The sequence below is a fragment of the Sorangium sp. So ce296 genome, from assembly GCF_051529605.1.
Lineage (GTDB): Bacteria > Myxococcota_A > Polyangia > Polyangiales > Polyangiaceae > Sorangium > Sorangium cellulosum_D.
The window spans coordinates 14,210,179-14,229,835 of sequence record NZ_CP150325.1 but is presented as its reverse complement, the minus strand read 5'-3'; the positions used below and the strand labels follow the sequence as shown (position 1 = coordinate 14,229,835).

At 71.8% G+C, this 19,657-nt stretch carries 13 protein-coding genes and 2 tRNA genes; 10 read left to right on the top strand and 5 right to left on the bottom strand.

What is annotated here, in order from left to right; translation table 11 throughout:
- Positions 1-60 precede the first annotated feature (60 nt).
- Positions 61-2,127, bottom strand: a complete 2,067-nt coding sequence (thrS, locus tag WME98_RS52535) for a threonine--tRNA ligase (protein ID WP_437949079.1) — start codon at positions 2,125-2,127, stop codon at positions 61-63.
- 33 nt (positions 2,128-2,160) lie between these two features.
- Positions 2,161-2,232 (bottom strand) — tRNA-Val (locus WME98_RS52530).
- A 555-nt stretch (positions 2,233-2,787) separates the two neighbouring features.
- Here WME98_RS52530 and WME98_RS52525 point away from each other — a divergent pair.
- The 9 genes from WME98_RS52525 (at position 2,788) to WME98_RS52485 (ending at position 13,782) form a co-directional block, all read left to right on the top strand.
- Entirely contained in the window at positions 2,788-3,930 is a 1,143-nt protein-coding gene (locus tag WME98_RS52525) for a transketolase (protein WP_437949078.1), read from the top strand.
- 218 nt (positions 3,931-4,148) lie between these two features.
- Positions 4,149-4,583 carry a preprotein translocase subunit YajC gene (yajC, locus tag WME98_RS52520; protein WP_437949077.1) on the top strand — a complete coding sequence of 145 codons (435 nt, stop codon included), beginning with the start codon at positions 4,149-4,151 and terminating at the stop codon, positions 4,581-4,583.
- 55 nt (positions 4,584-4,638) lie between these two features.
- Entirely contained in the window at positions 4,639-6,792 is a 2,154-nt protein-coding gene (gene secD / locus WME98_RS52515) for a protein translocase subunit SecD (protein ID WP_437949076.1), read from the top strand.
- Positions 6,793-6,868: 76 nt separating this feature from the next.
- Positions 6,869-8,110, top strand: coding sequence for a protein translocase subunit SecF (gene secF, locus WME98_RS52510; RefSeq protein WP_437949075.1), 1,242 nt, complete (start codon positions 6,869-6,871; stop codon positions 8,108-8,110).
- Positions 8,111-8,195: 85 nt separating this feature from the next.
- Positions 8,196-9,968 (top strand): single-stranded-DNA-specific exonuclease RecJ, encoded by a 1,773-nt coding sequence (recJ, locus tag WME98_RS52505; protein ID WP_437949074.1) that lies wholly within the window; start codon positions 8,196-8,198, stop codon positions 9,966-9,968.
- A gap of 40 nt (positions 9,969-10,008) precedes the next feature.
- Complete coding sequence (locus WME98_RS52500; protein ID WP_437949073.1) at positions 10,009-10,788, top strand: ABC transporter ATP-binding protein; 780 nt, start codon at positions 10,009-10,011, stop codon at positions 10,786-10,788.
- A 35-nt stretch (positions 10,789-10,823) separates the two neighbouring features.
- Complete coding sequence (locus WME98_RS52495) at positions 10,824-11,939, top strand: MlaD family protein (protein ID WP_437949072.1); 1,116 nt, start codon at positions 10,824-10,826, stop codon at positions 11,937-11,939.
- Between the two features lie 294 nt (positions 11,940-12,233).
- Positions 12,234-13,376 carry a pyridoxal phosphate-dependent aminotransferase gene (locus WME98_RS52490; protein WP_437949071.1) on the top strand — a complete coding sequence of 381 codons (1,143 nt, stop codon included), beginning with the start codon at positions 12,234-12,236 and terminating at the stop codon, positions 13,374-13,376.
- Between the two features lie 334 nt (positions 13,377-13,710).
- A tRNA-Val gene (locus WME98_RS52485) sits at positions 13,711-13,782 on the top strand.
- A 275-nt stretch (positions 13,783-14,057) separates the two neighbouring features.
- Here the strand turns inward: WME98_RS52485 and WME98_RS52480 are convergent.
- Together WME98_RS52480 and WME98_RS52475 are read right to left on the bottom strand one after the other, a co-directional pair.
- Positions 14,058-15,014 (bottom strand): hypothetical protein, encoded by a 957-nt coding sequence (locus WME98_RS52480; protein ID WP_437949070.1) that lies wholly within the window; start codon positions 15,012-15,014, stop codon positions 14,058-14,060.
- A 39-nt stretch (positions 15,015-15,053) separates the two neighbouring features.
- Positions 15,054-16,604 carry a TIGR02266 family protein gene (locus WME98_RS52475; protein WP_437954141.1) on the bottom strand — a complete coding sequence of 517 codons (1,551 nt, stop codon included), beginning with the start codon at positions 16,602-16,604 and terminating at the stop codon, positions 15,054-15,056.
- Positions 16,605-16,903: 299 nt separating this feature from the next.
- Here WME98_RS52475 and WME98_RS52470 point away from each other — a divergent pair, with 299 nt between their 5' ends.
- Entirely contained in the window at positions 16,904-17,269 is a 366-nt protein-coding gene (locus WME98_RS52470; protein WP_061627742.1) for a PilZ domain-containing protein, read from the top strand.
- A gap of 515 nt (positions 17,270-17,784) precedes the next feature.
- Here WME98_RS52470 and WME98_RS52465 read toward each other — a convergent pair.
- Positions 17,785-19,530 carry a hypothetical protein gene (locus WME98_RS52465; RefSeq protein WP_437949069.1) on the bottom strand — a complete coding sequence of 582 codons (1,746 nt, stop codon included), beginning with the start codon at positions 19,528-19,530 and terminating at the stop codon, positions 17,785-17,787.
- Between the last annotated feature and the right edge of the window lie 127 nt (positions 19,531-19,657).

Here is a 19,657-nt window from a genome sequence, read left to right as displayed (position 1 = left end):
CCGGGCTCGACGGGGGTAGGGGAAGGCCTGCCGGCGAGAGGGGCCGGCCGGAACGACCGATCACGAACTCGGGGCGCTCGCAGCCAGGCGGGGGGGCTTCGACTCCGCGGCGAGCCGGTCGGCGAACTCTTCGAGCGGCATCGCCCCGAGGTCCTTGTTGAGATCGCGCGACCGGGGGGCGACCTTGCGGCCCTCGGCCTCCTTGTCGCCGACCACGACCACGTACGGGACGCGCGTCAGCCGCGCCGCCCGGATCTTGGCGCCGAGCTTGTCGGAGCTGAGGTCGGCCCGGGCGCGGAGCCCGCGGCCTCGGAGGTGCGCCACCACCTCTTGGGCGTAGGCGGCCTGCTTCTCGCTGACCGTGACGATGATCGCCTGCTCCGGGGCCAGCCAGGCCGGGAAGGCCCCGCCGACGTGCTCCAGGTACACCGAGAAGAACCGCTCGAGCGAGCCGAGGATCGCCCGGTGCAGCATCACGGGGCGGTGCACGCCGCCGTCGGCGCCGGTGTACTCGAGCTCGAAGCGATCGGGCAGCGCGTAGTCCACCTGGATCGTGCCGAGCTGCCAGCTCCGCCGGAGCGCGTCGAGGACGTGGAACTCGAGCTTCGGGCCGTAGAACGCGCCCTCCTCGGGCGCGATCTCGAAGGGGAGGCCGGCCTGCTTCAGGGCGTCCGCGAGCGCGCCCTCCGCGGCGTCCCACTGCGCGTCGGTGCCGATGCGCTTCTTGGGCCGGGTCGCGAGCTTGATGTCGATCTTGGCGAATCGGAAGGCGGCGTACACCTCGAGCAGGAGGCGCAGGAACGCCTGGATCTCGCCGTGCATCTGCTCCGGGGCGCAGAAGATGTGGGCGTCGTCCTGGCAGAAGCTCCGCACCCGGGCGAGCCCATGGACGACGCCGCCGCGCTCGTACCGGTGGAGCCGGCCGAAGTCGGCGAGCCGCCACGGCAGCTCGCGGTAGCTGCGCCGCCGCTGGCCGAAGATGAGGCAGTGGCTCGGGCAGTTCATCGGCTTCTGGGCGAGCCGCTCGAGCTCGGCGAGCTGCTCCAGGACCGCGGCGTCGCGCTTCTTGTCCGCGTCCTTGTAGACCGCCGCGTCCGCCTCGCCGGGAGAGACCCCGAGCCGCAGCGCGAGCCGCGCCGCGTCGAGGTGCTCCGCCGTGACGGGCAGGTACATGTTCTCGCGGTAGTTCGGCAGGTGCCCGCTCGTGTCGAACAGCCGCTTGTCGAAGATCTGCGGCGTGATGACCTCGTCGTACCCGTAGTCGACGTAGAGGTCGCGCATGTACTGGACGAGCGAGTTGTACACGTGCGCGCCGCGCGGCAGGAGGAACGGCATGGCCGGCGCGTACTCGTGGAACATGAAGAGCTCGAGCTCTTTCCCGAGCTTCCGGTGGTCGCGCTCCTTGGCCTCCGCGAGGAGCTTCAGGTGCTCGTCGAGCGCGGCCTGGCTCGGGAACGCCGTGCCGTAGATGCGCTGGAGCATCGGGTTGCGCTCGTCGCCGCGCCAGTAGGCGCCGGCCACGCTCACCAGCTTGACGGCCTGGAGCAGCGAGGCGTCCGGCACGTGCGGGCCCTCGCAGAGGTCGACCCACTCGCGCTCGCCGTCGCTGTGCCGGTAGAGCGAGACCTCCTCGCCCGGCGGGATCGCGTCGATGAGCTCGCGCTTGTACGTCTCGCCCATCTGGGCGAAGAGCTCGTGCGCCGCCTCGCGGTTCACCACGTCGCGCCGGAACGGGCGGCCGGCGGCGATGATCTCGCGCATCTTCGCCTCGATCTTGGCGAGATCCTCGTCCGTGAACGGGCCGCTCGGCTTGTCGAAGTCGTAGTAGAAGCCCGCCTCGATGGCGGGGCCGATCGTGACCTTCGTCCCCGGGAAGAGGCGCTGCACGGCGTCGGCCATGATGTGCGCCGTCGAGTGCCGGATGATGCGAAGGCCGTCCGGATCGCTCGTCCGGACGGGCTCGATCCGGGTCGCGCTGTCGCGAAGGAAGGGGGTCTGAAGATCGAGGAGGCGCCCGTTGACGCGGGCGCCGATGACGGTGCGGTCCTTGGCGAGTTCGTCGGCGAGAGCCTCGCGCACCGTGGTGCGGGCCGCCGAGGCGGCCTGGGCTGTCTGATCGAGGGCCATGAAACCTCGCAGGCTAGGTCTCCTGCTGATTTGTAGGCGCGGCCGGTTTCGAACCGGCGACCCCTACCGTGTCAAGGTAGTGCTCTACCACTGAGCTACGCGCCTATGTCCCGCTCGCTCGGCGCGACGCCGACGAAACGGAGAGCGCCTCCTATCAAGGGCCGGAGAGTCCGTCAAGCGATCAATTTTTCGGGTTCGCTTTTTTCTGCGGCGCGAGGGCCCGGCGTCCATCCCGCGCAGGTGCTTCCCGCGTGGGTATCCGCGTCGGCGCGCTGGCTCGTCGGCGCGTTGGCTCGTCGGCGCGCCGGCAGGCCAGCGCCCTGGCTCGTCGGCGCGCTGGCAGACCAGCGCGCTGGCTCGTCGGCGCGCTGGCAGGCCAGCGCGCCAGGCGACCCGCCCGAGCCGCGGGCGGGTCGTCCGTCTGCATCGGACACGAGCGCGACGCCGCCTGCGGCTGAGCTTGGTGACGGCGTCCCACCGCGCGACCACCGCAGAGCCGCGTGCGACAGGAGCATTACCTCGGGGCGAAAACGTCGTTTCTCGGAGTTACGTCCAGGCATGGATGATCGCGATCGCGGCGCCGCTTCGGCCCGGTCGCTGCGCGGAATCCGATCGCGCTCGCGCTTGACCTCGCGTGCGGCTCGGGCGACGAACGGCTGGATGGCAGTGCCTGACGGTCTGGGCGCGCCGCCGGATCCGGCGGCGGTGATCGCACATGTCGAGGTGGCCGCGGGGAGCGCGCTCTTCGCCGCGCACGCGGCCGTGCCCGGCGATCTGCCGATCGAGCGCGCCGCGTCCGCCGCCGAGGCGATCCGCGGCGCCGCGGCGCGCTCGCGCGCCGGACAGCGCGCGAGCGTGGTGCTCGGCGCCCACGAGCTCGTCGGGGCCCTAGCCGCGCTCGGCGAGGCGGCGGCGGTGCGCACGCCGGTGACGGTGCACGTCATCGAGCGGCGCGGCGGGCCCGCCGTGGGGCGCGACGAGCTCGCGCCGGCGCTCGACGTCGGCGCGGGGGTGCTCGTCACCTGGAGCAGCCAGGAGGCGGCCGACGTGGCGCTCGTGGCGCGGCGCGCCGCCGAGGACAGCGAGACGCCGTTCCTGCACCTCGTCGACGCGCTGCCGTCGGACGTGTCCGCCCTCGGCGCGGCGCGCGATCTCGCCGCCCGCTTCCTCGGCTCGGAGCGGAGCGCGCCGACCTTCACCGACGCGGCGCCGGGCGAGAGCGACGGCGACGGGGGCCCTCGCCCGCAGGGGCGCGGCGTCGTCCGGAAGCGGGCCGAGCGGGGCTTCTGCGCGCGCGTGCCGTTCGCGCTCGCCAGCGCGATGCGGGAGCTCTGCGAGCTGACCGGCAGGCCGCTCGGCGCGATCGAGCGCGTCGACACCGCCGACGCCGAGGAGATCATGGTCGTCGTGGGCTGCGCGTTCCCCGCGGCCCGCGAGGTCGTGCGCAGCCTGCGCGCGCAGGGCCGGCGCGTCGGCCTCGTCGGCGTGCGCGCGCTGCGGCCGTTCTACGGCGCCGAGATGGTGAAGACGCTCGGCCGCGCCAGGGCCGTCGTGGTGCTCGAGCCGCTCGACGTGCCCCTCGCGCCGCACGGGCCCGTCGCCGCCCTGGTCAAGGCCGCGTTCGCGGACGCGCTCACGTGGGCCCCCGGCTTCCCCGGCGTCGGGCGCATCCCGCCGATCATCTCCGCGACGTTCGCAACGATCGACGGCACGATCACCGAGCGCGACGTGCGCCTGTCGTTGGCGGAGATCGCGAGCGGCGAGCGGGCCCGCCGGCACATGGTGTTCGGCAGCGACGGCTGACGCCGCGGCGGTGGGCGGCCGCGGCGCGGGCCCGGGCGGACGGGTGGGGCGGATCCGGAAACGGCCGTAAGGCTGTATTCCCGTCGCATCCGGGTGAGGCTGCCCGCCTAGCTCCTTGCGCGACCCTTGGATCCTGGGTATGGAGGCGGGCCCCGGGGGGTTGGGAGAGGCCCGCAATTTGCGGGCGAGCCCGTCGGGGCCCGGAGACACGCGTCACCTTGGCAAGCTCAAACTGGTTCCAGCCGAACGCCGCCCCCGGGCGCGCGGGCAACGCGCCCGCGGCGCCGGTCGAAGGTCAATCGCCGCCGCCCTCTGGGGGGCAGGAGGCGCCGCCCGCGCCGTTCGGCGGAGGGGCCTTCTCGTTCCTCATTCTGGCGCTGCCGCTGCTGCTCATCTTCGTGATGACGCGGAGCCAGAACAAGAAGCAGAAGCAGCTCGAGTCGAACCTCAAGGCGGGCGATCGGGTGGTCACCCAGTCCGGGCTCATCGGCAAAATCACCGACATCAACCCGAACTCGCCCCGGGTCAAGCTGGAGATCGCCCCCGGCGTGAACGTGCAGATCCTGAAGAGCGCGATCCAGGGCCAGGACCCGGGCGAGGTCGCGGCGGCGGACGCCAAGGTCGCCGACGCGGCGAAGGACAAGAAGTCGTAGGCCGGCGCTCGGCCCAACAGGAAGCTCTTTACCGCCCCCCGCGGCGCCACACTCCATGCTCCTAAACATCTTTCAGTACGGGTTCGCCGGCGTCGCCGGCCTGTGCCTCATCGGCGCGTGGCTCAGCCGCCCGCGGCGCAGCGTCTTCGTCTGGGCGGCGCTCGCCGCCGGCGCGGCCGCCGTCGCGGCGCACTACCAGGTGTTCTGGGCCCTCGCGGTGTTCGGCCTGATGGTGCCGTGGGCGCTGTTCTGCGCCGGGCCGTGGATCGATTTCGCGTGGCGGGTGAAGACGGGCTTCGTGCTGTTCCTCGCGCTCGGCTCGGCCCTCTGCATCTACCCGACCTACCACGACGAGCGGCACGGCCGGCCGGACCACACCGGCCTCTCGTCGGAGGAGGTGTCCGAGCAGGAGACCCAGGCGAGGCGCGGGGAGCTCGGGTTCAGCCGCTTCCTGACCTCGAACGTCCCGTTCCGGCTGGTGCGCGGGCTCGACCTGAAGGGCGGCCTCCGGCTCGTCTACACGGTCGACGTCGACGAGGCGATCAGCGACAAGCGCGACCGGTACTACGACGACCTGCGCGCGGCGCTCGCGACGGCGTTCGGGTTCCACGAGGGCGACAAGCCGCCGACGATCGAGGAGATGCAGAAGCTCCAGACGAAGCTCCGCATCGAGAAGTCGCGCGAGCACACCGACACGATCGCCATCACCTTCGATGACCCGGCGGACTCCGAGAAGATCAACGACGCGTTCCTCGCGAAGTTCCTCGGGGAGCTGCAGCTCCAGCGCTCGGCGGACCGCAAGGTCGTGAGGTTCCGGATCCGCGACGAGGTCTCGAGCAGCATCCGCGAGCGCGCGGTGTCGCAGGCCAAGGAGACGGTGCTCCGCCGCGTCGACGGCCTCGGCCTCAAAGAGGCGAGCGTCTCGACGCGCGACGAGGACGTCATCATCGAGGTCCCCGGCGACGACGAGGCCTCCTTCAACACGATCCGCGAGATCATCAGCCAGACGGCGCGGCTCGAGTTCAAGATGGTCGACGACGACCAGGACTTCTTCGAGCCGATCGCGAAGAGCGCCAAGGAGGAGGATCTCCCGAAGGGGCTGACGTTCTCGATCGAGAACGCGCCGGTCGGCCCCGGGAAGACCAAGCCGGTCCACTTCGCCCGGATGGTGCGCGCCGAGCACGAGGAGATGCGCGACACGCTCAAGCGGCTGCGCGAGTGGGTCGGGACGCTCCAGGTGCCGCCGGACAACGAGGTCGGCTACGGCAAGCTGTACGAGTACAACGAGGAGAAGGACGTCATCGAGGAGATCGGCTGGCGGACGTACTTCCTCTTCAGCAAGGCCGAGATCACGGGCGACATGGTGCGCGACGCGCAGGCGCTCCCGGATCAGAGCGAGGGCGGTCTCGGCGGCTGGTACGTGTCGATGGAGTTCACCCCGACCGGCGCCGACCGGTTCGAGGACATCACGGGCAGGAACGTCAAGCGGCGGTTCGCCATCATCCTCGACGAGAAGGTCGAGAGCGCGCCGGTCATCCAGACGAAGATCGGCGGCGGCCGCGCGCAGATCACGATGGGCTCGCAGAACCCCGACCAGCAGCTCCAGGACGCGCGTAAGCTCGAGCTGGTGCTCCGGTCGGGCGCGCTGCCGGCGCCGATCTCCCCGTCGAACGAGCAGCGCATCGGCCCGTCGCTGGGCAAGGACGCGATCCAGCAGAGCATGAAGGGCGCGATCGCGAGCGGCGTGCTCGTGGTCGTGTTCATGGTGATCATCTACAGCCGCGCCGGGCTCATCGCGGACGTCGCGGTCGTCTTCAACCTCATCCTGCAGATCGCCGTCCTCGCGATGTTCGGCGCGTCGATGACGCTGCCCGGCATCGCCGGCCTCGTGCTCACGATGGGCATCGCGGTCGACGCCAACGTGCTGATCAACGAGCGCATCCGGGAGGAGCTCAGGGCGGGCAAGAGCCCGCGCGCCGCGGTCGACGTCGGCTACGACAAGGCGTTCAGCGCCATCCTCGACGGCCACGTGACCACGCTGATCTCGGGGCTCATCCTCGCGCAGTACGGCACCGGCCCCATCAAGGGCTTCGCGATCACGCTGATCGTCGGCATCGCGATCAGCCTGTTCACCGGGGTCGTGTGCACCCGCCTGATGTTCGACTGGGCCGTCCGCGGACGGAAGATCAAGACGCTCTCGCTCGGCTGAGAACGGGGCCGCTGGAGCGGATCTCCGGCCTTTGAGGGAGAACGCGCGAGCGGTCTCCGATGGTTGAGACACGACGATGGAACTCATCAAGCCTGGCCGTCAGTTCGACTTCATGAGCAAGCGCTGGCTCTTCATCGGGCTCAGCGGGATCTTGCTCATCCTGTCGATCATCTCGTTCATCGTGCCGGGGCCGAAGCTCGGGACCGATTTCAAGGGGGGCACCGAGGTCGAGGTCGCCTTCAAGGCGCCGGTCTCGAGCGCCGAGGTGCGCGAGGCCGTCACGAAGTCGGGCTTCGACTCCCCGGACGTCGTATCCGTCTCGGACCAGGCCAACCCGAACCGCTACCTCATCCGGGTCCACGAGGTCTCGGCGCTCTCGGAGCAGCAGAAGGGGGCGGTGCGCGAGCACATGTGCCTGGCGCCCGAGGGCGGCTCCGTCCCCGAGGACCGCTGCCCCGAGGCGGTGCGCGCCACCGAGGTCAAGTTCAGCCCCGGCGGCGACAAGATCTCCGCCCGCTACGAGGTCGCCCCCGACCTAGAGGGGATCAAGAAGCAGCTCGAGGGCATCGAGGGCGTCGAGATCAGGCCCGGCGCGAACAACCCGCTCGTCGTGAGCGAGCGCGACCACAAGGTCGAGCTCTACCTGAAGTCGAAGGGCGACCAGCTGATGGACGGCCTCCGGCAGCGCCTCGGCGCGGACAAGGTGCCCGACCAGGCGCTCCGTGTGGAGTGGATCGGGCCGAAGGCCGGCGCCCAGCTGCGCGACGCGGCCATCAAGAGCGTCCTCATCACGATCTTCTTCATCATGGCGTACATCGCGTTCCGGTTCGACATCCGGTTCGCGCCCGGCGGCATCCTCGCGCTCGTCCACGACGTCGGCATCGCGCTCGGCGCCATGGTGATCACGCAGCGCGAGATCACCCTCTCCACCGTCGCCGCGCTGCTCACGATCGTCGGCTACTCGATCACGGACACGGTCGTCGTCTACGACCGGATCCGCGAGAACCTGGGGAAGCACCGCGACATGAGCTTCGCCGCCGTCATCAACTACTCGCTCTCCGAGATGCTCGGCCGCACCATCCTCGTGTCGGCGACGACGTTCCTGTCGCTCGTCATGTTCCTCTTCTACGGCACGGGCGTCATCCGGGACTTCGCGTTCACGCTGGTCGTCGGCATCGTCGTCGGCACGTACTCCTCCATCTACGTCGCGGCGCCGCTCACCGAGTGGATCGACCGCCGGTTCTTCGGCTCGGCCTCCGGCAAGCGCAAGAAGGTCAACCGCGTCCGCGCGCAGAAGCGCGCCGACGCGGTCGTCTGAGCGCCTCGCCGCGGCCGCGGCCGCTCGCGCCGCCCCCGACCCTGACCATGGACGCCCCCGCCGCGCCAGTGTACCGGCTCTCGCGATGACGAGCACCGTCACGGAGGCCTGGAAGGAGCTCGCCGAGCGCGAGGCGCCGACCCCCGCCTCGCACGCGGCCCGCAGCGCGCCGTTCGTCGAGCGCATCGCCGACCCGGGCGAGGCGTCGCCCGAGGCGCTCGCGATGGCGCGCGAGCTCGGTCTGTCGATCACGGTGGCGGACATCCTGCACCGGGCCGGCCGAGCTCCGGACGAGGCGACGCGGCGCTTCCTCGACCCGCGGCTCTCGCACCTCACGTCGCCCGACGCCATGGCCGATCGGGAGGCGAGCGCCGAGCGGATCGCGCGCGCCGTGCGCGCCGGCGAGCGGATCGCCGTCTTCGGCGACTACGACTGCGACGGGATCACCGCGACCGCCATCATGACGGGCGCGCTGCGCGCCCTCTCGGGCCAGGTCGTGCCGCTGCTCGCCACGCGCGCCGAGGGCAGCTACGGCCTCTCGGCCCCCGCGCTCGAGCGCGTGATGCGCGCCTGCCCCACGCTGCTCATCACGTGCGACTGCGGCTCCAGCGATCACGAGCGGCTGGCCGCCGCGCGCGCGGCCGGCATCGACTGCGTCGTCATCGATCACCACCTCGTGCCGGCCGAGCCGCTCCCGGCGATCGCGTTCCTGAACCCGCACCGCGCCGACTGCGGCTTCCCGTACAAGGGGCTCGCGTCTTGCGGGCTCGCGCTCTCGCTCCTGGCCGCCGTGCGCAAGAAGCTCGGCTCGTCGCTCGACCTCCGCCCCTACCTCGACCTCGTGGCCATCGGCACCGTCGCCGACGTCGCGCCGCTGACCGGCGACAACCGCGCGCTCGTGCGGGCCGGCCTCACCGTGCTCCAGACCGGCCCCCGGCCCGGGCTGCGGGCGCTCGCGGCGCTCGCCAACCTCGATCTCGGGCGCGGCGCCTCGGCGGAGGACGTCGCCTTCCGGATCGCGCCCCGCCTCAACGCGCCCGGTCGGCTCGGCGACCCCGACGTCTCGCTGGAGCTCCTGCTCGCGCACGACGGCGTGACCGCGTCCGCGCTCGCCGCCACGGTGGAGCAGGCGCAGATGAAGCGGCGCGCCATCCAGGACGAGATGCTGGCGTCGGCGCTCGCCGAGATCGAGCGCGCCGGCTTCGATCGGGATCCCGCGATCGTCATCGCGCGGCAAGGCTTCCACCCCGGCGTGGTCGGCATCGTCGCGGGCCGGCTCACCTCCCGCTTCGGCAAGCCCACGATCGTCATCGGCCTCGAGGGCGCCAAGGGGCGCGGCTCGGTGCGCGGCCCAGCGGGCGCGCGGCTCCACGACGCGCTCACCCGCTGCCGCGCCGAGCTCATCGGCTTCGGCGGCCACCAGGCGGCGGCCGGCGTCGAGGTGCGCGCCGATCGCGTCGAGGCGCTCCGGGCGGCGTGGTGCGACGCCTTCCGCGACCAGGAGCTCCCCGCCGCCGCGGCGCTCGCGGCCGCCCACGCCCGGCTCGACGATCGCGACGATCCGGCGGCCGTGGCGCGCGATCTCGAGCGGCTCGAGCCGTGCGGCGAGGGGAACCGCGCGGCGCACGTCCTCCTGTCGGGCGCGGCCGTGCGCTCGGCGAGGAACCTGAAGGGCCACCTCAAGCTGGAGCTCACCTTCGCCCGCCGCGAGATCTCGTGCTTCGGGTTCGAGCTGGGCGAGCTCGCGGCGCGGTTCGCCGGCGGGCGCGTCGACGTGGTGGGCCGCCTCCGGCGCGACGCCTGGCGCGGCGGGGACGCCGTCGAGATCCGGATCGAACACGTCGCCGCGGCCGACTGAGCGTTCGCGGCGGGCCTCGGCGGCGTGCTAGCGTGGGCGCGTGGCTGAGCCGCTGATCCGGTTCTCGCATGTGCGCAAGGCCTTCGGCCCGAAGGTCATCTACCGCGACCTGAACCTCGAGGTGTACCCGGGCGAGACGCTCACCGTCATGGGCGGGTCGGGCGTCGGCAAGAGCGTCATGCTCAAGCTGCTCATCCGCCTGCTCGACGCGGACGATGGAACTATCCAGTTTCACGGTGAAGAGATCACGAAGGTGAGCGAGGCGCGCATCGCCCGGGTGCGCCAGCGCATCGCGATGCTGTTCCAGGGGGGCGCCCTGTTCGACTCGATCTCGGTCGGCGAGAACGTCGCCTACGGCCTGCACGAGCACTACCGCAAGGAGATGACCGAGGCGCAGATCGCCGAGCGGGTGAACTGGGCGCTGTCGCTCGTCGGCCTGCCCGGCATCGAGCAGATGCGCCCGGGGGACCTGTCCGGCGGCATGAAGAAGCGCGTCGGCCTCGCGCGCGCCATCGCGGTGCAGCCCGAGGTGCTGCTCTACGACGAGCCGACGACCGGGCTCGATCCGATCAACACCGAGCGCATCAATCACCTCATCAAGGGCCTGAAGCAGGCCCTCAACGTGACCAGCATCGTCGTGACACACGACATGAAGAGCGCGTTCTCGATCTCGGATCGGATGGCGATGATCTACCGCGGCGAGGTCATCGCGACCGGCACGCCCGAGGAGTTCCGAGCGTCCAAAGATCCGCATGTCGCCGATTTCATTACCGGGACCGCGCCGGTGAACGAGGACGTCCAAACGCTTCTCGGGGCGTGACGATCCACCCAAGATCGCGCAAGATGCCCTTCCGCATGGGCAGAGCGCGCGATCTGAAGGTCGGACTCTTTGTGCTGGCGGGCCTCATCCTTTCCGCCGTAGTCATTTTCCTGATAGGCGACGAGCGGCGGCTCTTCGACTCCTCGGTCGAGTTCTCGACGAGCTTCAGCGACGTGCAGGGGCTGAAGCCGGGCGCGCCCATCCGTATGGGCGGCATCGACATCGGCCACGTCGCGGAGGTCGGCTACGGCCCCGACCCGAAGGACACGAAGATCTACGTGAAGCTCGAGGTCGTCGAGAGCGAGGCGGGCCGGGTCAAGACCGACAGCGTGGCCCAGATCGCGAACAAGGGGCTGCTCGGCGACAAGATGCTGGAGCTCACGAAGGGGCAGAGCCCCGACGCGGTGCCGCCGGGCGGCCACATCCCTGGCGAGGTCCCGACCGACGTGATGGGGAAGGTGGCCGGGATGGCCGAGAAGGCCGAGGCCACGCTCGACAACATCCAGAAGGTCTCGGAGAACATCGCCGACGAGCGGCTGCACAAGGATCTCCGCGAGACGGTCGCCTCGGCGAACACGCTGATGAAGCAGGTGACCGAGGGCGAGGGCTACCCGCACCGCTTCCTGACCGATCCCGCGGAGGCCGAGCGCATCTCGCGCACCCTGGCGAGCCTCGACCGCGTGAGCACGGAGCTCGCGGGCACGCTGCGCGAGGTCAGGGGGGTCGTCTCGCGCGTCAAGGAGGGGCCGGGGTTCGCGCACGACGTCATCTACGGCGACGGCCCGCAGAAGCAGATCCAGCAGTTCGGGAACGCCGCGGACGAGGTCGCCATGACGCTGAAGGGCATCCGCGAGAGCGACAGCCTCGCGCACGACGCGCTGTACGGCGGCAAGGGCGACGGCGCCGAGGCGCTCGCCAACGTGACGGCGATGACCGGCGACCTGCGGGCGATCGTGCACGACATGAGGGCGGGCAAGGGGACGCTCGGGGCCCTCCTGGTCGATCCGTCGATCTACGAGGACATGAAGAGCCTCCTCGGCAACGTGCAGCGCAACGACGTGCTCCGCGCGCTCGTGCGCTACTCGATCAAGCAGGACGAGCAGAAGCCCGCAGTCCAGGTCGGCGGCGCGACGCCGTCACCCTCTCCGTAGCGCCGCACGCCATGCGTCCGACCGCGCGTGGTCGGGCTTACGGCGCTGCCTCGCGTCGGCTCGCTCGGCTCCGCCTGGCCTGCATTCGGCCGCTGCACGTGCGCGCGGGCGCTCGAGGCGCGGGCGTAGGCGGGCCCTGCGCGCGCGGCGCGAGGCACATCCGGGTCGCCGACGCAATCGTCGGGAGGGCTAGCGCCTTGCGTCGTCCCGGGCCGCCCTTTATTCCTCTCTGTCCCGATGCCCAGGAAGCTCGCTGACCGTCTGTCGGCCGTCGCGCCCAGTGCAACGCTCGCCATGGCGGCGCGGGCCGCGCGCCTCCGCGCCGAGGGGCACACGGTCTACGCCTTCGGCGTGGGCGAGCCGGACTTCGACACGCCCGAGCACATCCGCACCGCGGCGAAGGCGGCGCTCGACGCCGGCGCCACGCACTACACGGCCGTGTCCGGCACGCCCGAGCTGAAGTCGGCGATCTGCGCCGCGACCGAGCAGCACCGCGGGTGGCGGCCTCTGCCGAGCCAGGTCACCGTGAGCGCTGGCGCGAAGCACGCGCTGTTCAACCTCGCCGCCGCGCTCTTCGAGCCGGGGGACGAGGTCGTCATCCCGGCGCCTCATTGGGTGAGCTATCCCGAGCAGGTGCGCCTGTTCGGCGCCGCGCCGGTCGTCGTCGAGACCACCGAGGCTACGGGCTTCCGCCTCACGGCGGACGCGCTCCAGGCCGCGCTGACGCCGCGGGTGAAGGCGCTCGTCCTGTGCACGCCCTCGAACCCGACCGGCTCGGCGTACGCGGAGGAGCACCTGCTCCCGCTCGCCTCGGTCCTGCGGCGCCACGACTGCTGGATCATCGTCGACGAGATCTACGCCGACCTCACCTACGACGGCTTCCGGCACGTGTCGCTCCCCGCGCTCGCGGAGGACCTCGCCCCGCGCGTGATCGTCGTCGACGGGGTCAGCAAGACCTTCGCGATGACCGGCTGGCGCATCGGCTGGAGCATCGCGCCGATCGAGGTCGCGAAGGCGCTCGACGTGGTCCAGGGTCAGAGCACCACGAACGCCGCCGCCGTGTCCCAGGCCGCCGCCGTCGCGGCCCTGAACGGCCCGCGCGACGCGGTGTTCGCGATGCGCGCGGCCTTCGCCCGGCGGCGCTCGCTCATGGTCGAGGGCCTCAACGCCGTGCCCGGGGTGCGCTGCCGGATGCCCGAGGGCGCGTTCTACGCGTTCGCCGACGTGCGGGGGCTGTGCGGGCGCTCTTTCCAGGGGAAGACGCTCGCGAGCGACGAGGACGTGGCGACGTGGATGCTGGAGCAGGCGCACGTGGCCGCGGTCGCCGGCACCCCCTTCGGCGCGCCCGGCTATCTTCGGTTCTCCTACGCCTGCGACGAGGACCACATCGAAGCGGGCCTCGCCGCGCTCCGGCGCGCGGTCGCGACGCTCGATTGACGGGGCGCGGCCCACCGCGGGTCGATGCGTGGCCCGCAGCATCGGGGCAGCGGCAGCGGCCCTGCTTGCGCCACGGCGTGACGGCCCGGGGGGCGTGGAGGCGGTTGCCTGCCTGGTCCACGCCCCGCGTGGATGCGCGCGAGAGCGCGCGACGACGCGCGACCGAGCCTCGGCCAGCGCCGGGAGGCGCGCCGAGGGGGGCCGCTGACGCTTGGTTTCCCGAGCGCCGCGAAGAAGTTCGACATGAGCAGCGAGTTCTTCTTGTCGAACGCCGATCTCTGAGTTAAAAGCGCCACGTCTTTCCGAAACGGCCGGGTGACGACCGGCTGGCATCGGGCGCATAACTCAGCGGTAGAGTGCGTCCTTCACACGGACGAAGTCACAGGTTCAAATCCTGTTGCGCCCACCCCGATTCGTTCCCGTCGCGAGCTGGTCCAACGCATCGAGTCGCCTGCGCGACGGTGCCGCCAGCGGCAGGCGACGGAGCAGCTAGGCGAGAGATGCTCGCGCCGGTCGCGGTGTGGTCCGCGCCGTGGGCTCCTGTTCGCGGGGCGTGCCAGCGCGGCCATGCGCGCGGGACGACGGCGACGACCCTGCCGCGGGCTGGACGACGAGGGCGCCCGCGGACCGCGTCGCGGTGACAGCGGCGAGGCGGGGCTCACCCGACCTCGACGGGACGGATCAGGGCGCGGCGCTCCCCGCGGGCGGTGTGGCCGCCGCCTTCTTGCGCTTCTCGATGACGCTGGCCGTCGCGCGCAGATCCTTGGCGACGGCGCCGCACTTGAGGCACGTGCGCATCCGTGCCCCGCAGCGCTGCGGGGTGAGCAGCGACTTGATGTAATGCAGCGCGCGGACGTCGCCCTCCTCGCGCGCCCTGGCGATCAGCGCCTTGGTGGGGCACCCGGTGAGCCGGCGCAGATCGTCGGCGATGACCAGCGCGGGCGACGCCACCTGCCGCACGCTGGGATCGAGCAGCTGCTTGCTCGCATTGTCCCGGATCCAGTCGCCGAACCTCGGCGCGGTCACCACCTCGTAGAGCAGGTCGGGACCGCGGCTCCCCATCTGCTTGGCCATCAGATCGAGCGCCGTGAGGGCGACCTCCGGGGGACCGTTCGCGATCCTCAGGAGGAGCTGTTTGACCTCGTCGTTGCCGGTCTCCTCGGGGGCGATCTCGAACAGCCGCTTCGTCGTGGCCACCGCGGCCGCGTACGCCTTGTCGCGCCCCTGCGCGAGCGCGAGCGCCCGGAGGACCGGGGGGTCCTCCGGGTACCGCTGCGCGAGCGCGCCGAGCGCCGCGATCCCCTCGGCTTGGGCCTTCTCGAGCTCCGAGGCCTGCGCGCGGGCAGGCTCGGCCTTCGCCGGGGCGTCGGGCTCCGCAGGGTCGAGCGCGGGCGCCGGCTCGGGCGACGGCGCGTCGGCGCGACCGCTGCTGCTGCTGCTGGGGGCGGCGGTGGGCGCAGGCGTCCGCGCCGAGCCGCTGGGGTCCTGCTCGAGCACCGCCACGGCCGTCGGGTTGCGGAGCGCGACCGCGGCGCAGACGAGCCCGGTGGCCGCCAGCAAGCCGAGCGCGGCCAGGGGGGCGGCCGCCCTCGGGCGACCCAGACCCGGTTCACCGACCTGACTACCCGAGCCGCTCATTGCAGCTGCCTCTCCCGCGGATGGCCCACGGCCTCGCCCTCAACCGTAAGGATCGTCGTTCTTCGGCGCCTTCGGCCTCGGCCTGGGCGTCGGCTTGGGCGGCGCCGGCGTGGCCGTCGTCGTGGGCGCCGGGGGCTCCGCGGTCGCCTTGGGCGCTGCCGGCTCGGCCGTCGTCGTGGGGGCCGGGGGCTCCGCGGTCGCCTTGGCGGGGGCCTCGGCGGTCGGCGCGGTGGTCGCCGCCGGCGCGGCCGACGCTTCCGGTGCCGCCGACGACCCAGGGGCGATCGGGGGCGCCGTGGTCGCCGCCGGGGGCGCGGCCGTCTCCGTCGCCGAGGGCGCGACCTCCGCCGGCTGGGGCTTCTCCTCCGGAGCCGCGGGCTTGGCCGCGGGCTGCTCCGGCGCGGGCGCTGCCGGTGTGGGCGCGGGCGCGGCCGGCTCCGGCTTGGGATCGCTCTGCCCGAACACGAGCCAGAGCGCGCCGCAGAGCGCAGCCGCGACCAGCAGGATCGTGAGCAGCCGCCCGGTGCCGCTGCTCTCCTCTTCCTGCGCGAGCGGGACCTTGCCGGTGGTCGCGGCCTTGGCGGCGACCGCCTTGTCCTCCTTCGGCTTGGCTGCCGCAGGCTTTGCCCTGGCCGCGTCGTCGGCCGCCTTGTCTTCCTGGCGCGCGGCCTTGCCGTGCAGCTCCTCGGAGGGCGTCCTGTCCGCCACCTCCGCCGGCTTCTTCGCCGCGGCGACCTTGGCGGGCCTCGCCTCGGCCGCGGGGATCTCGTCCCGCGCCTCCCGCTCGTTCGCCAGCTGCGCGACCGCCGCGACCGGGATCGCCGCCGGCTCGGCCAGCGGCTTCGCCCGCTCCTCCTTCGGCTCGGGCGCGGGCTCGGGCTCGGCCCTCTTCGGCGGGGTGGGGATGAGCGGCTCCTTGGATGCGCCGATCTCGTCCAGCGAGCCGCCGGCCTCGGCGAGCGCCTGCTTCAGCAGCTCGGCCGCCTGCTTCATCATCGTCCGCTCGTCGGGCGGCGGCATCTCCTTCTCGGGGTTCGTCTTGGGGAAGAAGCTGCCGGCCTCCGCGGGCTCGGCCTTCTTCGCGTCCCCCTTGCCGGCGTCGCCCTTCGAGGTCGCCCCGATCGCGCCGAGCCCCAGCATCGTCGACGCCCGCTTCACCTGCGCGGCCTGCGTGGCCTTCGCGGCCGCGGGCTCGGCCTGCGGCGCGGCCGCCGCTGCGGCCGCGGGCTCCGTCACCTCGTCGCCCAGGTCGGCGCGGTCGGTGATGCCGGCCTCGAACGCCGACCCGGCGCCCTGCTGCGCGTCGACGAGCCGGGTGATCACGGCCTTGGACTTCTCATCGATCTTGATGAACTTCACGCCCATGCCGGACGGGTGCGCGTCGCTCGCCTGCGCGGGCTCCCGCTTCCATACGACGCGGCCGACGCCGGCGATGACGGCTTGCTCGTCCTGCAGCCGGATCTCGAACTTGAGCAGCGTGCCAGCGGGGAAGGGCGACGGCGTCTTGATGAAGATGCCGCCACGGCTCACGTCATGCGAGTGGTGCTCGATGAACTCGTCGACCGTGGCGCTCTTGTAGCGCACGGTCATCTGCAGCACCCTCGCTCGCGGATCTTTGCGTGTGTCCTGGGCCATCAGGGTAGAACTCCGGTCTACTTCGCGACTCGCTCCTGCGGATGTGGTCCGCATGTTAACCCAAGGTTCGCCGCGAAGCCCAAAGGCTAACACGTGGCGGTCCGCTTTACCGAACGCGGCCATGGGCTACCGGGCGAGCACGCTGTTCGAGCGCGCGCGCTCGCGCCCGTGCCCCTGCGCTGCAGGGGTTGGTGAACCGCGCGTGAGCGCGCGCCGCTCGTGATATGTTCGCGCTGACTGGAGAATGCGCCGGGATGGCTGTCCGGGACCACTTTCGCGCTCACGCGAGGCGACGCGTCGATCTTGGAGCGACGCTGCGCGATCGGCAGTCGATCGAGGAGCACGGCGTCCGCATCCGCGATTTGGGGCTGGGCGGCGCCGGCATCGAGCTGTCCGAGGCTCAGCTCGCGTCGGAGCTGCTCGATCCCGAGACCGCGGTGACGCTCGAGGTCACGACCCCGAACCTGTGGGATCCGCTGAGCCTCCGCGGCCGGATCGCCTGGATCCGCCGTGGGCCGGCGGGGCGGCCGGCCCGCGCGGGCGTTCGCTTCGAGCATCACGATGCCGGGGCGCTCTATGCGCTCTACCAGCTGCTCGGCACCGAACGCTTCGACCTCTAGCGCGGGGGGCGCCCGCTGCGGATACGGGCCCACCTCGGCGTTTTCGGTGCTCGGCGCACGTGAGTGCGCCTGCGCGCCGAAAACGCCGATCTGGGCCCGTCTCCTGTGCGGGCGCCCCCCGCGCTGCGACGGCGATGGGGAAGGGGGGCGAGGGTCGGATCGGCACGGCGGAGTGTGTGTGTGCCGGGAATGTCGCTGCGTGTGCGGGAATGGCGGCGCGCGGTTTGAGTCCGCTCCTGGTTCCAGGCTCGACGAGTCCCCGTCCGGTGTGCGGCGCGAAGCGCCCTTGATGGAGCGGGAACAGGTCGGGAACGGTAGGCCCCCAGCGAGGGAGCACGTCGCGCGGCACGGCGCGGGGGATGGGCCGATGTTTGAGCCGGGGACATCATCTCTCCGGCGCTAGCGCCGGAGGGATGATGTCCCAGGCGAGTTCGGCGGGGCCCCCGCGCCGTGCCGCGCGACGTGCTCCCTCGCTGGGGGCCGGGCAGCTCGGCAGGCAGCTGGCTGGAGAGGCCCTAGAGGGCGAACACCGGGCCGATCGTGGGAGCCAAGACGAGCCCGAGCGTCGGCCACATCAGCATGACCTTCAGCTCGGCGGACACACCGAGGTTCTCGGTGATGCCGTAGACCACGCCGGCCCCGGCCGCCGAGAAGTTCCGACCGGTGATCTGGTAGGCGTCGAGGTTCTCGACGAAACGGGTGTCCGCCGGGCACCTGTTGCTGGCGTTCCCATCCTGCAGCGAACCGTCGTCCCTCCGGCGATCGCACACATCCACGGGGACCGACGCGTTCACCTGGGCCAGGCCGATGGGCGACAGGAACCCGTAAGGGCGGAATCCGCCCTTCTCGACAATCCGATCTCCCAGGAAGAAGTACGTGGCGCGGAGCTCCCCGTGGAGCGGCAGGAAGCTGAGCGCCTGGAGATGCGGGTTCTGCTTGTCGTCTCCCACCCACGGCGTCGGCGGCTGCTCGGAGGTCGGCGAGCCGCCGAAAGCAAACCCGAGCCGCGCGCCCACGAGCAGCGGCAGATCCGCGAAGAGCTGCCGGTCGTACGACAACATCACGCGCCCCCCGGCAGGGCTCAGGCCACCCTTGACCCCGTTCGTTCCGGGGAGATCCGCCGGCTCGCCGTAGAACTGCTTGCCGTTGCTGCCCGGGTAAAAGCAGGCGTACGCGGCGTCGCTGCCCGAGCAGACGTAATCCGTGCCGCGCACGAGGAGCAGATCGAGCTCCCCCCAGAGGCCGAACACGTTGCGCTTGCCCTTGCGCCCAGCGGCCCCGCCGCCCCCGGCCCCTTGCTCGCACGTCCCGTTCAGGCAGACGAGCCCGGACTGGCACTCCACGGTCTCCTCGCAGGACGCGCCCCAGCCCTTGTCACCGCGCTCGCCTCCGACCTCGGGGCAGCCAGGCAGGCCAGGCGGGCAATCCTCCTTCGCCGCGCAGCGCTGCGGCGGCTCCTGGCCGGGGAGCGACGGCGCCGTGTCGATCTCGTTCTTGATCGGCACCCGGTGCGGCGCCTGCATCGAGCCGGCCGTGCCCACCGGGTCGCCCGCCTCGTCCCGCACGATCACGAAGTACCGGACATCGCCGGTCGTCGTGACATCCTCGCAGGGGATCTCCGCCCCGAAGCCGCTCCCCATGGGCGTCATCTCGACCGACTTCCACTTGGGCGAGCCGAACGGCTTGTACCGCAGCGTCGCCTTGGACGCGTCGATCTCCTCCGGGATCTCGATGTAGACGGGCACCGGCGTGTTCACCGCCTGCTCCGCCACCGGCGTGTGCGGGACGTCGCCCGCGGCGGCCTTCGCGGGCTTGCCGCCCTCGCCCGGCGCATCCTCCGCCGGCTTCCCGGCGGCCTGCGCCTCCTTCTGCGCCTCCTTGAACGCCTGGGCCAGCTCGGGCGTCGTCAGCGCGTCGATGAGCGCCGCCTTCGGATCGGCCTGGAGCGCCAGCACGAACTCCGCCCTGGCCTGCTCCAGCTTGTTGCCGCCGCCGTACACCGTGCCGAGCGCGATGTGCAGCTTGCCGATCACCGGCTTCGTGCAGGCGTTCCTCTCGCACTTCTTCAGCGCGTCTCGGAGCTTCTTCTCCGCCTTGTCGAACTCGACAGAGAGATAGTCATCGTCCATCGCCTGGTTGTGCAGCTTCATCGCCTCCGCGTCCTTCTCACCGGCGGCGCTGGCCGCCGCCGGCGCGCCGAGGACGAGCAGCGAAGTCAGAGCGAACGCGAGGCGAGCGCGGCGGGAACGACGGAAAAACACGGGTTCGGACCTCCAGGAAAGGCTGGGGAGGGGCGCTTGCTTTTCAGGATCGGAGCCACGGGGGCTCCCGGACGGCGCGGTCGAGATCGCACGTACCCCCGACACGTCGGGCGGCGCTCCAGCAGCT